This is a genomic window from Pirellulaceae bacterium (assembly GCA_019636385.1).
In the GTDB taxonomy this organism is placed as follows: domain Bacteria; phylum Planctomycetota; class Planctomycetia; order Pirellulales; family Pirellulaceae; genus Aureliella.
In genome coordinates this window covers 659,511-675,658 of record JAHBXT010000002.1, presented here as the reverse complement: position 1 = coordinate 675,658, position 16,148 = coordinate 659,511, and the positions used below count along the sequence as shown (strand labels likewise).

At 53.5% G+C, this 16,148-nt stretch carries 5 protein-coding genes; 2 read left to right on the top strand and 3 right to left on the bottom strand.

Translation table 11 applies throughout. The annotated features are described in order from the left end of the window. Positions 1–34: 34 nt before the first annotated feature. Positions 35–7,315 (bottom strand): hypothetical protein, encoded by a 7,281-nt coding sequence (locus KF752_08225; GenBank protein ID MBX3421527.1) that lies wholly within the window; start codon positions 7,313–7,315, stop codon positions 35–37. A 271-nt stretch (positions 7,316–7,586) separates the two neighbouring features. On the opposite strand from KF752_08225, the gene KF752_08220 reads away from it, so the two are divergent. Beyond that, entirely contained in the window at positions 7,587–8,063 is a 477-nt protein-coding gene (locus KF752_08220) for a type VI secretion system tube protein Hcp (protein ID MBX3421526.1), read from the top strand. Positions 8,064–8,318: 255 nt separating this feature from the next. Here the strand turns inward: KF752_08220 and KF752_08215 are convergent, their stop codons facing one another. Beyond that, the gene (locus KF752_08215; GenBank protein ID MBX3421525.1) at positions 8,319–9,473 is read right to left on the bottom strand and encodes an FHA domain-containing protein; all 1,155 of its coding nucleotides are present in this window, start codon (positions 9,471–9,473) and stop codon (positions 8,319–8,321) included. Positions 9,474–9,718: 245 nt separating this feature from the next. On the opposite strand from KF752_08215, the gene KF752_08210 reads away from it, so the two are divergent. Continuing rightward, on the top strand, positions 9,719–10,813 hold the full coding sequence (locus KF752_08210; GenBank protein MBX3421524.1) for a hypothetical protein: 1,095 nt from the start codon (positions 9,719–9,721) through the stop codon (positions 10,811–10,813). A 171-nt stretch (positions 10,814–10,984) separates the two neighbouring features. Here KF752_08210 and KF752_08205 read toward each other — a convergent pair whose 3' ends face one another. Continuing rightward, the gene (locus KF752_08205) at positions 10,985–16,051 is read right to left on the bottom strand and encodes a VWA domain-containing protein (protein ID MBX3421523.1); all 5,067 of its coding nucleotides are present in this window, start codon (positions 16,049–16,051) and stop codon (positions 10,985–10,987) included. Positions 16,052–16,148 lie beyond the last annotated feature (97 nt).

Sequence of the window (16,148 nt, the reverse complement as noted above, 5' to 3'; positions counted from 1 at the left end):
TACGTAGCGGTATGAATTGTCAATAATAAAGCTTCTACGAGTTGTCAGCGGTTGAAGCCAAGTATCTCAGCTTTCGCAACCGCCGTGCTCGACGACAAAACTCGGTAGGCGGGGCGCTGTTGGTAGCTGAATCTCCAGCAACGGGAGCAACGACCGAAGTGTGTCCTTGCGAACCGGACTGCAATCGACGGTACAACCACAGTGAACTCAACAGTCCAATACCTCCAGCAAACCGCGGTGATACAGAATCATCCAGCGCGTGTCGCGAATCGTTCTGACCCAAAGGATCGGTAGGCGGGAGGGGCAGGGGCCGCAGGTCGGCTGCCGGTGGCGGCAACGGCAATTCGACATCCGCTGGAGGCTCGACCGGAGTAAACGGCTTCAGCGCAGGTGGGGCGACTTCGTCGGCGGTACCATCGGCCTGGGCCGCATCAACCTGTTCTGGCCAATCGCGAATTGAGAAGACGTCCAGCACCTCTTCGCTGCCATCGAACAGCTTACGAATGATGGAATATGCGCCGCTGGGCTGATCCGGCTGGCTGGTAATCTGCAGCTTCTGCTGTTCAATTTCTCCCTGAGTGGGCGTACCGCCGTCCTGCGCTTTGATGACGATCTTTCCCTCGCGTTTCAGCTTGGCAAGCACGTCTTCATAATCCGGCAACTCGACCGCATCGACTTGACCATCGCCATTTTCATCCTCGTAATGAACCGGATAAATAGCCACTTCCATCGTTTTCGGCTGCAGGTATCCTGGCTCGTACTCAGGCCGCGCTTGATCCAGCGGCGGATCGAGCGGCAACGGATTCGGTGGGGTCACAGGTGCCGGAAGTGGAACCGTACTGGGTGGCGGGTCGGGTGTCAGTGGTGGTCTTGTTTCAATATTGGTTTCAACACCAAGTACATCTTGATGCGCGGAAGTATGATCTATCACCGCTGCGCTATTATCGGCTTGGCCATTAGAAAACAAGAAGAAGTCTAATGAGCGACGGATGACTACGTCCGTCGGCAAGTCGCGGTTATTGGCGAGGAACGCGGGATCGAAATTGCCATCCGTAGTCGCTGAGCGAGCGAAAAGTGCTTTGTTGACTGCCGGCGTATCGACTGTATTACTAATCGGTTGAATGACGCCACTTGCACTATCAAGTTTGAAGTTGCTGCCAGCGGCTAACTGGGCTACATCCGCTTGTTCAGTAAATTGTTGATAGCGATTGTCCGCGTAATGCACGATGGTCATGAATCCGCTTTCGCCAGAATTGCCAAACTCCATGCGCACTCGCTGCTGAAAGTGCGTTTTCTCGTTCTCCAAATTCTTGCGGCTGGCATCCACAACGAACTTGGTTGACACGGGATAAACGCTGCCGTCAACTATTGGTCCTAATCCGGCGTCGTAGGCATCGGCCTTGAGGTCGAGAGAATAAACAACTTGTCTATAGTCGCTCACAGCGCCTGGTGGTTGCGATTCCAGATTCAGCGATCCGCCGCCTTCAATGGACAATGTTTGTCCAGCAATCAAGACGATACCTGGATTTGGATTCGTAGTCTCACTGACTAAAGTAATCTCACCCTTAACCTTTAAATCTGAAGCACCTAACGTCTCAACATAAACTGCTGGTTTCGTGCCAGAGATTTCCATGGCCTGTCCAAAGTTGAATTTTTCAATGGACAGCTCTCCAGCGTTACGAACAAACAATGCATAGCCATCAACGAAGCGATTTGTAAATTCGAAGCTCGCTTTTATATCGTTAAAGCCTGGAGTAGTACCAATCGGATGAAGAGGATCAGGAAATGTAACATTCGCTGGAATCAGATCATGCTTCAATTCTTCCAGGATTAATGGGCCGCTGGCGTTTGCGTTAGCATTGATCAACACGGCGTTGATTTGTTGATCTCCTTCGAATACCGTCTTTTGATTCCTCGCGCCGACCATCCTCGCTTCTAGACTGTCTACGTGGGTATTCGGCAAGAAAACGGACTGTTGCGCATACAGCGTTAGCGATACTCCATCAACTTCGGCGAACTGTAGTAGTCCGTTTAAATCCGGCGAATATACAGACCCACCAGCCGCAAACCAAATATTCCCCTGGGCTGCAGAGCCATTTGATGTCACAGCAGCCTTAACAATCAAATTACCACTGATCGGACCGGCAGCCAACACGATTTGCGTCGCCGCAGTAACCGGCTGATCAACGGTGACACTGCCGGCTGATGACCACAGTTTGTATTGGCCACCCGAGGTTCCTCCAACCAACGCAGCATTGCCAACCTCCAATACGCCAGAATTAAAATGCACCTGGGTGACAAACGTTTCCGCTACGCTACCGATAACCAAAGGATCACTCTGGTAAAGATACGTGCCCTCCTTAGACACACTAGCCAAAGTTCCAATTCGTGTATCAAGCGGGTTATTCTGCGTACCGATGTTACCACCGGCTAACAATGTGCCGTCCACGCCAGATCGCAACTTGGCAGCATTAGCAATTATATTGTGAACGCGCGTGGAACCCGCCTCAACGACGAAGCCCGTAGTCCCATCAAAGCTCACTGTGTCATTGTGACTATCTAGAATATCTCGCCCCGCCGTGATCGAAACAGTTCCTGTGCCAGCGTTCAGTTGTCCCAGGCTCGCATCAATCGCTGCCATGTAGTCAATATTTCCGCCTGAACTCACTGTGAATGCCACAGCACCCATAATGACGGCGCCGCCTACGGCCTGCACATAGACCGTACCACCTCCCGTGCTGATGCCGGCGACTTGAGCGATGTCGTCTCGGGCTATCAGGCTAATATGTCCGCTGCCGCTGCCCACCGTCGCATTGACCAACACGTCACTGGCCACACCTCGCGCCTCCAGCAGCACGTCGCCTGTGCCCTGAGCACTGACGGCCGAGGCCACCGTCAGACTACCAGACTCAGCGACTACCTTCACCGGGCCGTTGTTGGTCGTTGTGCCTCCAGCCAGCCCTGCTAGCGTGCCGCTGCCTTGCCGAACAGTCTGCGTGCTGTTCAAGTTCACCTGCTGCGCATCGACTGTCACCGCTGCTACCGGAACAACTCCGATGATCAGTCCGCCTCCGGCCGCTAGCTCTCTGAGGTAAATGCCCTGCGCCGACGAGGCCGCCACCGTATCCACGTTCAAGTCCAGTGCGTTGGCGTTGATCCCGGGCGTGCCGTTGCCAGCATCGGCCTGGCCGATCGTCCCCGTACCGGCTCGCAGACTGACCGTCGTCGTCGCTGCGGCTACCGTCTCTTCTATGTTCACCCCACCACCGTTGGCATCTACAATGCTCACTCCCGCTGATAAGCCTATGCGATTGCCCGTAGCATGCGTGACCCGGATGACTCCTAACTGTAGCGTGCCCGCTGTCGCCTGACCTACTACATCTCCGCCTCCGGCCGTGAGCGTCGTCGCTGCGGCCATCGTCCAGTTGTTGCCCGCTCGTACCAGCACGTCTCCACCGCTGGCCGTAATATGACCCACCGCCGTGTGCGTAATGGTCCCACCGGCTACCAGTCCAATGTCTCCGCTAGTACTGGAGATGATTGCGCTCTGGCTAATGTCCTGAGCAGCACTTAGCAGAATGTCTCCCGTCTGCGTAGTCAGCGTGTTTTGCACGTCGATCGATCTACCGGACTGCACATACACACTGCCCGTGCCACCGGTGATCACCGCCGCATTGATGGCTACGTCTCGCCCGGCTACCAGGCTGATGTGTCCGCTGCCGCTGCCCACCGCCGCATTGACCAACAAGTCGCTTGTTACACCACCCGCAGCCAATAGGATATTACCTCCTGCCCCAACCTGAGAAGCTATCGTCTGTGTTCCACCAATCGTTTCAATCTTGATCTGACTATTGGCCGTGACACCGTTGCGACCTAGGACAGGAATGCCCGGCGCGTTGGAGTTCAGTTGAACTTGGGCAACTGCAATGCTGGCCACGGTGCCGATCGTTAGTGCATTGCTTTCGTAGATGTAAGTATTGCCATTTGAGCCAGATGCCAAACTGACGACCTGGGTGTCCAACGGATTGCCGGCGGCACCTACGTTGACACCAGCAAACAAATTGGCTGCATCCCCGATGATATTGACCTCGCGCGTTCCAATCTGCGTTGCGAAGCCGTTGGCATCTAGGCCGATCGTGTCGTTTTGGCCGTCCAAAATACTTCCCGTGGTGGCCGTAACCGCTACCGTACTGGTCAGCAAACTAGTGGAGGCATTCAGCACACCTACCGTTACATTGGCCTGCGCTAGATAGTGAATGTGCCCTCCCTGGGTGGTCGACGACGCATCGCCGGCCATGGTGATCGACCCGGTCAGGGCTCGGGCATAGATACTGCCTAGGGCACCGTTAGTGACTAAGACATTTCCACCACTGTTCTGAGCGATACTTCCACCTGCGCCCATGAAGATGCTTCCCGTATCGGTCTGCACCTGACTGTTGAGAATCAAATCACTGCCGCCCCCGCGAGCCTGTAGTAGAATATTGCCTGTACCGTGGGCGCTGACAGCTTGGCCGTTGGCACCGCCAATTGAGCCGAGGGCTCCATCGTTGATGGTCAAGTTGCCGGTCACGCTGGCTAGTAAAATGTTGCCATTGTTGGTCGTGACAAGATCTGAAAGAGAGCTTGCCGTCACTGGGTTGGTTATGAGTGGCAGAATCGAGACGACTTGCGTCACCGTGATATCGCCAGTGGAATCAACGGCTAATTCGTCAGCTTCAAGGATGTAGATACCTTCGGCGCTGCGGGCCGCCAGGATATCGACTTGCGTGGTCACGGCTTGACTGTTGGCTTCGGAATCAGCGGTCAGAGTATCGGGACGCCCGATCGTGCCCTGGCCGTTGCTGGCATTGGAGATGTTGGCATCGGCCCGCAGGCTAAGGGCCGAGGCGCGCACGTTGGTCAACTGAGTGGTGACTCGAGCTGATTGTGCGGTGGTATAGTCTTGCGCTAGGTTGCCTGACATCGTCAATACGGTTCCAGCAATGGCTGTGATCGTAAGGAACTGGGCGGGTGAGTCGGCATCTTGGATCATCAGCAGATCGCCAAGCTGAAATCCGACTGCGCTGCCTAAGGTCAATTGATTCTGACCAGCCAAGGCGTCGGCAGCCAAGTTTTCGCGTCGCGCGTTGTTGAGAATATCGCCTTCCGCAACCAAGCTGACGCGTCCCGCTCCGACGTCGATGTGGGTTAGCAGGATATCGCCGCCATTGTCAGCCACTAGCTGCACATTGCCGCCAGCGGTGGAAATGACTGCGCCAGCATTCATGACAATTCCAGCAGTGGCGTCTACCGTATTATTTCCGGCGATGAAGTATACGGTGCCTGCACCGCCGGCTGATACGAGAGCGTTTTGCACAATATCGTCGCCGGCGTTGACGGTAATATTTCCTGCAACGCTGGTGACATTGGCATTGATCGTGACATCCAACGCAGCCTCCAACAAGACGTTGGTGGCGTAATCAGCTACTTGGGAGTCGATGATCAAACTGCCATTGGTCGAGCGAACATGAATTGAGCCTGAGGGAGTGGCTTGCAACGCATAACCGTTACCATCCAAATCTGAGAAGACGACATTGCTAGGCGCGGTCACAACCAAGTCGCCGTGCGTACGTGCGTCTACCTGGACAGACTGACCGCTGATCGGATGACCGACAGTGAACTGCTCGGACTGTCCAGAGATCAGCAGGATGCGCTGGGCAACTAGCGAAAGGGAGCCGTTTGAGCTGACATCGGCACCCTGTACTCGCAAGTCGCCGGCAAAGTTCAGTGTATTCGGTAGAATAGCTGTACCTGTCGAATTACCATCCGCATCGGCGATTACCGCCAAATTCGTGGCCACGATATTCCAAGAGTTGAGGTCAACGTTATGGGCGGACATGACGATTGCAGTGGGAGCAGCGATCGATGCAGTGCCATTGAAATTGGCATTAAGAATGACGACTCCGTCCGGAGCATTCGCTGACAAGTCCTGGCTCGCCTGAACGCGCAGCCAGCGATACGCGCCTTGGAAAATCGAGCCCGATATTTCGCCAATGTTGCCTTGATTCGCTACCAAATGAACAAACTGACCTGCGACATCAACACTTAACTGGTCATTGTCGCCATCGACAACATGTCTTTCCGCAGTGATCCACACCTGCCCCAACTGCTGACCGGCTCGAACTTTGCCTACCAAGACGTCGCTGGACATGCTGTTGGCCGATAAGTTAACGCTATTGTCTGTAGAGTCGGTCTGGCTGGTATCCACTAGACGAGCATTCAAAGTACCATTGGTTGTGACATCAACTGCACCGTCCTGAGTGATCGCCGATGTCAGCGTCAGATCGCCAAGTCCATATAACCGTATGTCACCTGAAGCGAATGACTGCGCAATAACTACGCTGTCTGCCGACAGTTCCAAACGACCGTCAGCGCCATTGCCGGAAATATTAAAGGCGGCCTGCAGAGTAATCGTGCCGTTGGCAGTTAGATCGGCCAATTGATCGTCTTGCCAATCTAATATAGATCCATCAATTGCCGTAATATCGATCGTTGTTCCTGAATCGAGTGTACCAATTAAGACATCTCCACCCCGTGCCAGAACCGCCAATGCCCCGGACGTGCTGAACGACTCTAGGGATATGGTGTCCGCAACCAGCAGTGCTTGTGAGGCGGCGCTGCCGGACAGCACATGTAAGCTGCCATCGACATTCAACTGACTGGCACCCGTTGTGTTAAGCCGCAATGCGCCCACCGAATAGCTGTCGAGTGCATCTTCACCCAGCGTGACTCTGTTGGCTGCAATTATAAAATCACCAGCTACCACCAGACTCGTCCCGGATGAATCAGAAACATCTCCCAAAGTGGAGACATCGATGTTGCTGATTGTGCCAAGATCACCTTGGAGGAAGATGTTTGTATCCGTTAACGAATTGATATTTAACCCACCGGTTAGCGCGATCGACAGAATCGAGCTAGTCGTATCGATGCCATTGGAGTCGAACCACGTCCCTGAACTCAAGGTAAATTGATGATCTGAAAGCAACATCTGGATGTCTAGATGCGCGCCGTCCGCAAAGTTGGCAAGCTGAAGTTCGCCAGCAATGACTTCAAACGTCGCGTTCAAGACGCGGCGTGCCTCAAGCTTTCGAAAGTAAATCGGCGGCGCTGAACTTAACGCCTGGTGAAATTCGCGTGCTGCGTGAATTCGCTGACGCTGGCCGTTGGCCATCTGATTGAACCAGCCAATCAGAGCTGACAGAGCTGAGTAAGGTGATCGGTAGGCACCAGCCATGATGCCCATCCATTTCACGAGGAAGCCCATTCTTGTTCTCATGTCCTCGAATCCCAAAGTACGCGATCAACACTGGATTTCATGCTGATTTCGGTTTGCGGTCGCGGACCGCTGGCCATACTGAGGATAATTGGTAGGTGCGCGGATTGGAATACAACGCCAGACGGGGGAGTTTGGAGATTCAAAAAAATCACAGGAATCGAGGATTTGTTGGCAACTACCGACTCAGGCCTGCGATAACACTTGTGTGGCAGACAGGTGATCCAAGGCCGTTCTTGGATTCGGTTTCACTTCAAAGTAAGGAGAATCTCAGATGGCAGGTTATTTGAAAATTGGCGACATCAAGGGTGAGAGCACCGATGCCAAACACAAGGAATGGATCGATCTTGAGTCCATGAGCCAAGGGCTGAGCCGCCCAACTGGTGGAACGAACACTTCCCGCAATAAGGGTTCTGTTCAATGCGGCGATGTGGTCTGCACCAAGCGACTCGACGCCTCAACACCTAAGCTGATTCAAGCCGTTTGTGACGGCACAAACTTCAAAGAAGTGCTGATTGACGTGTGCTCCTCGCAAGGCGCCGGTGGTCGAGTGCCGTTCTTCCAATGGAAGCTGAAGAACGTACGGGTTTCCAACTACAACCTGAACGGATCGGCTAACGACAGCGACCTATACGAAACACTGTCCTTGAACTACGAGGCCATCGACTGGATTTACGACAAAATGGGTAAAGACGGCAAGTCGCAGGGGAAGGTGGACGCGACCTGGAAGGTCGAAGAAGGTGAGAAGTAGTCAGCTGCAACTGGCAGTTCAGGAGATCAACAGCCTTCGAGTCATATGCTCGAAGGCTGTCGGCGTCTGCAATGCGTTTGATCTTATTGCAGCAGAGCGACGCCTGCTCAGCTCACGGTCTTGACCCGTATCCGAGCTAGTGAACCGAGCAACCGGGTCTAGCGCAATTGTAGCTGACTCGCACCCTGTAGCTGATTCGCAAATTGAGATGGCCTGCGAACGATAACTGCCAGCAGGCCGTGGGCCGTATCCTAGCTAAGTTGGTCGAAACTGCGTGCAAGTCTCGAAATGAAAAGCTAACAGCGATTCGCTCAATTGCTGATTGGCAGCCAACAAAGCCGTGTGATTATCCCAGGGTGAAGCCATCAAAGCTCCGGCGATGTTACCTTGAAACAGCTGTTGGCAAGCGCTGGGCCCGCCAACTTCCAACATTGTCGCCAGTGACGACGGCCAAAAGCACGATAGAAACCCTCCTGGTTCAGAGAAGCCCTGCACTCCACGCTCTGTCAGCTCCCGTAATTCTTGCTGAAGCGGTGCGGAGTTCCGACCCAGATAGATCACCAGAGCATCTGCGGCCAAATAGCGTGGCATAAACGTGATGTAATGCACCTTGAACTCGGTCCACGATACTACGATCGGACCAATTTCTGCCGTTGCCGAATTCCAGTTCCACAAGCGAATGGTGTTGCTTGAGTGCATGGATATGTCGTGGCGAATTTTGCGTGGATGAAGGACGAATTGCACTGACCATTCTTTGCTCAGGCGATCAGCAATGATCGGTAGGCCCACGGCCAGTTCAGTTGTAAACCGCTTGCTGAATAATCGGTAGGTATCGGAGATGCCCTGATGCGCCGCACCCTCTGAGCTGGACACGCTTGGGTCCGTTGTGTCCGCCACGTTCACAGATTCGATCAGCGACGACTCGCTGATCGGCGAAATTGGCTTCGAGTCCTCCGCTTTGCGGGCCACGTCTTTGACCTTCGCAGACACGCTCGATGAATCCCGCGGGCTATCGGCATTTGCTAACTGGCGACTGGCTCCACTTCTGGACTCAAACCTGGAATCTCTGACAACTTCCGCCAGCGGATTGCTACTGGGCTGCTGTGTGCCCTGGTCGATGAGGACTTCAAAGGTCGTACAGCCAGCCCGAATTTTATCTCCTGAAGTCAATCGCTGCTTGCCGGAAATTTTCGATCCATTGACAAAAGTTCCATTGCTGCTTCCTCGATCACTCAATTCAGCGTGACGTCCAGTAAAGTCGATCTCAAAATGCACTCGCGACATATGGCGATCGGCTTCGTAACTGTTCTGTGCGTCACTGGTTCGACCAAACGTAATGCACTGGCCATGGCTAATCTCTACCTGACCCGCCGGCTCCAAACCGTGAAATGCAGTCAATTTCAACTTCATGGCTTAAATACAGCCCCGATTCAAAGTGACTCAGGCAAGCATTGGCACGGACAAGCGAGTCAATGTCGAACTTTGAAGGATTTTCGGAAATTCTGATTGGCAGCTCCAGCTCCGAATGCGGAAAGCTGAAGGTGGCGGTCGATACCCAAACTGAAGGTATGCATGTTTGCCATAACGGCAACCTCGTATTCTAGCCAAAAACCTGCGACATGTAGTGACTGCAGTTAAGAAAGTGGGGGGAGTCCATGACTTGGCGTCAGATACCATTATTTTTCCTTGTCACCACACTGCATTTGCCGGCTTTCGGCCAGACGACCGCGTCAGGTACTCGGCACAACCTGATTTGGAGTAGCATTCCCACGCAACAAGTTCACACCAGCGGTTCTGGCAGCGCGAATTTTGACTGGGTACAGCTTGCTGCCGGTGCAACCCAAAATGAGTCAAGTCGGCCCGCTGCTAAGCATGTTATTCCTCCGGCAAGTCTTCTTCTGAATTCATCGTTGCCGTGGATGCCACTGGAAACCCATCAAGCCGCCGATTCAGAACTTAATACAGTTAATCGTCATATCAGCACCGAAGCAGCGCCACTGCCTACCAGCCAGCAGCCGATGCAACTACCCGCTGGTAGCCTTGAAAGTCAATCCAGCGCAGCGGCCCCCGACCACTCCAGCCGGATCGAGCAGCCGCAACCGGGATGGTCCTCGACCACATCCAGCCGTTCAACGGTTACGACTACCGTATCGGCGAACTTGAAAGACGATTCGCAGTCACTAGAGATCGAAGTGCCGCCTTCGATTACCGCTAGTCAAGAGAAACTGGAAAAGCTGAGAACAAAGATACTTGAAGTTCGGAGCGTTGGGCACTTGTCAGTGAATGCGCAGTCTGGTGTCGATCAGATTCAGCTCAGGCCGCTAAAGAATTTAGCCGACTCCGATACCGCCAAGCCTTTGAGTGGCGATTTTAGCACAGAAAGGTTTACTGGACCGCTAAGCAGCAGCGAACAGATATTTTCGAACTTAGGGATTAGCGATCGATTCGAGGACATCGCTCACATGACCTCTGATCCAGAGTGCTCCGAGCCATACTTGCCATTTACGTGGGCTGCCCCTGGATTCTGCCATCGACCGCTGTATTTCGAGCAGGTCAATCTGGAACGCTACGGCATTGGTCATCACCGCTGCATTCAGCCATCGCTTTCCGGCCTTTCTTTCTTTGGTTCCGTGTTGTTACTACCATACAAGATGATTGTCCAGCACCCGAATGATTCGGTATACACGCTCGGACATCAACGTCCTGGAGACGCAGCCTGCTATCAGCGGCATGTTTCAGGCAAGAAGTAACAAGAAGTAATCTGTAAAGCACTGGAGCTCGCCCGGCGATACTCCATGATGCTCGCGCAACAACGCGTCAAGCCGGCATCAGCAAGATCGCGTTTGCAGATCAAGGGGCAACTGTAGTGCATGAACGACTTCAGTAAACCGCTGTACACTCGCAGCTTTCCGACTTGACTCTCACCTGCGCGGGGGGATGCCATCAAGCTCAATTTGCGTGATTGTACCTTTGCCAACTAGTTGCTTGAGCTGGTCGCTTGTGATTACAAAAATCTCTGCGTCCGCAAGCCCGTTGCTCAGCGTCAGAGTGTGCTCATCGTGCATTGGGAAATATTTGCGGCTCGCCTGACGTATATTTCGACTGACTACAAACACCCGATCAACAGCCGGCGCGGCTTTGTAATTCACCTGTGCAGTAACCATAGAACCAGACCGCGACAGCCGGATTCGTACGCGCTCACGATCGAACGGGACGTCAATATACTGTTCGTTTTGTAATGGCAGTGGTCTCAGTTCAGTAGGAAAACTGTCGGCTACCCACAGTTTGACATTTATCTTTTGGTAACCAGGGTCCAGTGGTGGAATAGGCCCCAAGGACAATAACGGATAGTGCTGATCAGGAAGAAACGAGCAGTCGGCGATGGGTACAACATCGCCAGGCAAACTGCCTGATGGCAGAGCCTCAATCAATCCCAGCACGAATTGTGGACGCGCGGTAAAATCTCGAGATTGCTTAGCGCGGAACGCCCACTTAAAGCGCAGGGGATTGGCGAAATCATTCATCCACCAGGCGTCGGATGTAAAACCTGCTCCCTGACGTTGGAGGGGCTGTACATCTCTCCAACCCGACTTTTCCGCTGCCGATACCGGATCGAATACCGGATAATCAAAGCGGCTGTCCCCATCCGTCCCTGCCAGTTTTAGCCTGATTTTTTCACCACCACACAACGCAACGCTAGTTGTGATCTCCGTTCCCGACGGACGTCTGGCAATGACTACGAAGCGCCCAGGCAAAGAATCTTGGGACACAGTAAATTCTCGCCCGTTAATAATCGGCGTGCTGGAATAACTGGCTGTTGAATTGTTACCTTGTACCTCGTAGGTCGCTCGTGGCAGTCGCTCGATCACTTCGTTGGCCAACCGGAGATGATTTGCAGATTCGTGATAACGCACAGACGCACTCGCACGATCTAGATTTTCCAGTTCTTTCTTACCTTCCACATGTTCCTTTTTCCATTTGTCTTGATAGTTCTTCGAAAACTTATCAAAAAAGTCGTAATGGAAAATATCTAGTGCCACCTTGGAACTAGCTCCCTTGAACTCGTCTTCCACGTGCTTGCTGGTCTGCCTGTAGGGTGAACCAGTGTTCACGTAGTTGGCTCCATCGGAAAAAACGTAAATCACCTTCTGAGCCCCCTCGCTACTGTACTTCTTGAAGAGGTTGCAGGCTTGGAGAATGGCATCATACAAGGGTGTATCTGTACTTGGCTCCAATGAGCTGATGATCTGCTGCAGGGATTCTCTTCTGGCTTCTGTCAGCTCTTGAAATCCAGTGGCATAAAACCGGCCAAAACCTTCTTTCTTCGTTGCCGATGTGGAGGCGGACCGTTCGAATTGTTGCCAATCGGCAGGATCCAGGTTTTCAAACTGCGCCGCCGCCAATCCGAACAACATCAACCCAACTCGCACCACCGCGTCACGCTTCTGATGTGACCGCTGCAATTCGGCCAATACCCTGAGCACATCATCGCGAACTATGTCAAAAATCTTCCTCTTGGCGGACCCGCCACCCTCAAGGGGAACTTCAATTACTTCGCTCATCGAACCTGAGCAGTCGAGCAATAATGCAAAGTCGATGAGAGGAGGCTTGTCAGCGGCTTCTACGCGAATGACCGCGTTGTTGTTAAGTTGAGATTCAAACTCGATGTGAATTGGCACTTCCGAGTCTGAAGACCAATCGAGCTCGTTCGAGCGATAATTGCCGCGCCAAGCCAGCGTACACGAAGGAAGCTTTGTTTTGCCCTTCCAGTGATCTGTCGATAGTAACTTAGTCCGGTCACCTGCTACCTGCAGATCTTCAACAGATTTGAGAGCTTCACCGTTGGATGGTGCGGGTGGCTGGGGCGCGAAAGCTTCGACTCGCCTTGGCTCCTGCGGGTGCCACTGATGGACTGCGCCTGGCGTTCCCAAATAGACCGCTGCCACGGAGTTGGCTGGCAGTCCCGAAACGGCAATCGGCACTTGCATTTCCTGTTCCTCTTGAGGAAGACGCTGATGCTCTTGCCCAATGCGAACCTGGAGCGACTGCAGATTGCTTACCGTTTCTCCCAACTGGCGCTCTACCTTAGCTTTGGCACTAGACAATTTCGTCTGCATCGGGTTCCGGTCCAGCGCTTGTAAGTACTGATCGGCCAATTGCCCAAAGTAAAAGTAATTCCATTGTTTCTCAGATGCATCCGGAATTTTCCTGTTACCCCATCCGGCCTGAGCCAACCGCTCAACTTGCCGACAACAACGCTCGAATTCAAGCTCGGCCCAGCGGTTTCGTGGCCCTGCTAACAGCTCCGTCACCGGCTCCAGTGGCGAGCTGCGTAGCGATGGCATGTCGCCTGCCAACCAAGAAAACATTCTCAAACCGTCCTGCTTGGCCAAGTGTTCGCGCCCTTGTGCATCGTACAACTTCGCATGCAGAGCAAAACGTCCGTCTCCACCCAGACCAGCCTTCCAAATATCGGGTAGCTTGAGATCGTCGATCTGGTCGAAAAACAACTGTGCGACGGACATAACCTCACGCCCGGACTCGCCGGGTTGTGCCGACCCAGTGTTTGACGAAGCAGAGGCAGTAGTCCCGAGTACAACCGCCTCGGAATTCAAAAACGCTACGACTCTATCATGCAGATCAACGCGCTCTCGCCACTCCAGCAGCGGACATTCCAAGGCGATGCGATTACGCCGAAAGGTTTGTGGAGAGCGTGCAGCGGCAGCGGTCTGTTTCAGTCCCGTATCATTCTGCACATATCTACGGACGGCGTTTTTTAGTCTCTCAATTCGCGCAGATAGCCACTGATCCTTACTCAGCGATTCACTCTCGACAGTCAATGAATTCCTCGCATCAGCCTGCAACAGAACTTGGCGTATCCCCAAGCATTGATTGAAGGCAACGCCCAGCTCCTCAAGCTGCTGTCTGACAGCAGTGAGGTCTTCGGTGATTTGAGATTCCTTTAACAACCACCCCAACAGATGAGGAGCCAAATATAGCAGCTCGCGCGAGGCCGCTGCCTCACGCGCCCATGTTTCCGCTTGCGCGTGCAGTTCCCCGAGCGACATGTGCAGCTTCTTCAATTCTCTGTCGGCTTGTTGGTATTGGCCGGCCAGCAATTGGTCGAGCGAGCGCAGAAATTCTGGCTCCCATTGCCCAATCCGCGTACTAATCCAGCAGTCGATTTCCGGGTCGGGTTGCGTACCGAGCCTCTGCAAGACATCGAATGTCTGTATTGCCTGCGCACACGCATCAGGACGCCAAGACTGTTGATTTTCAGAGTTTGCTTCCCAGTCGATATCGATCAGCATTCGCTGCAAGAGGTAGATTTCGATCGGAACCCGGCCTGCGGCCACGGAGGAGGCTTCCACAAGCCCTGGGTCGACCCAGCGTAGGGCATCCGTCAGCCGGGCTTTTGTAAACGCATCCTGTCTCTCTTTACCACCGGCCACAGCCCGATTTAAGTAAACCTGCCAGACTAGCCGCTGCTTATCAACCTCAGCGGTAAGCTCCAAGGGCTTGGGCGGCTCGGAATCAGGCTTCTTCCAAAAATCGGGGTCAAGCAATTGCGCATTCGGCGCGGACAGCATCATCGAATCCGACATATGCTTATAGAAGTCCCGTCTTTGGTCGTCCTCGATCAAGCTAACGTTCATTTCGACTGGTGGGCAATACAGCTTGTCCAGTGCATCGTCCACACGCATCGCTGCCGCACCAAAACTGCCGGGGCTATGTAAGACCAACTCCTCCATGGCTAACAATTGCGACTCGACCTTGGCGTATCCAACCGGATCCCAGTGAAAGGCCGACGTATACTTGCTAAATTTCTTCCAATACTGGTCTAACTTCTCGATTTGATTGCCATATTCCATAGCAACTGACGAGTAATATGCCCTATTGCCGGCCACTAATCCCATCGACTGATATTCTTGAAGATTCTCTGCTGGTAGCCACACCGGCGTTTGGATCGCAACGCGGTGATTGGCGACATCCGTGCTCACCTCATCGTGCAGGCGATTGCGGAATTCTTCCAGCGACAATGCACCGCGCCAAATCCGCCTGTACCACGCGCCACGGCGCGGAGCGTCTAGCAGCTTGAAGATGTGATGCCCGAAGAACGACGCCGAGTATTCCGGTGCCAGCCATGATGCTTGGCCGTCATCAGCCGGCAGCGTTACAATCAGTCGTTTACGTAGTTGGGGATCCATCCTTTCCAAGACCGTAGTAGCCGCTGTTCGCCAGCATGGATTCATATTCCCCAAGCCACCCGCCACCGATGGCAGACGCAGGTCTAAAATCACCCAGGAGTACGCGTGAGGCTTCTTGGCAACCGCTTGAACAAAGTTCTCGAGCACCTGCTTCAGGTCAACTAGCGCGCGTTCATCAGCAAACAGATCCTCAATCTGCCCGTGGTATAACCAGATTCCTTCGGGCGTCACCTTGGCATAGCTATTCACATACCAAGCCGTTACCGGGTCACCTAGCTTCTCCAAGGGATTGGTCCCCTGAAATTTCCAATCGACCTCGCCTAGAGAGTGGAGTTGCTGGTCGATTGCGGGCTCCGGGAAAACGTTAGACGAAATGTAGCGTGTATTGATAGTCTCGATTTGCTTGAGCTGGCTGGCAGCAAGGGGATTCTCAAATAGCTCCAGAATCCGCTGGTATTTATTGACGGCTAAAACGTGTAATGGCAATTTGCCAGGGGCAAAGAACAGTTCATAAATCAGCAGGAAGGTTAGGCCACAAGCCAAAACAGACATCAAGAAGACCTTGGTCCATTTCCAAGCCGAACCGGCGGATAAAGGCGGTTCAGCCTCCGGAGACATCTTCCAAGAACTGGTCGAAGTCTGGGCACTGGAACGGGCGACAGTAGGCTTCAGCTTGGACCGCCACCGCTGATCCTTGGCCGCTGATGAATCGCCCGCGTCAGGCATCTTGGGTGGCCGAACATCCAAAGGCCCGTCGTCTTGTTCACGCCAGTCAGCCATTTTCTAGCTCCCTTTACCTAGTCTCACAGCGGAACAGATGACGCCAGGAATTCTGATGGTGTTGATTTAGAAACCTCAGCGGCAAGGCGTTTACCTG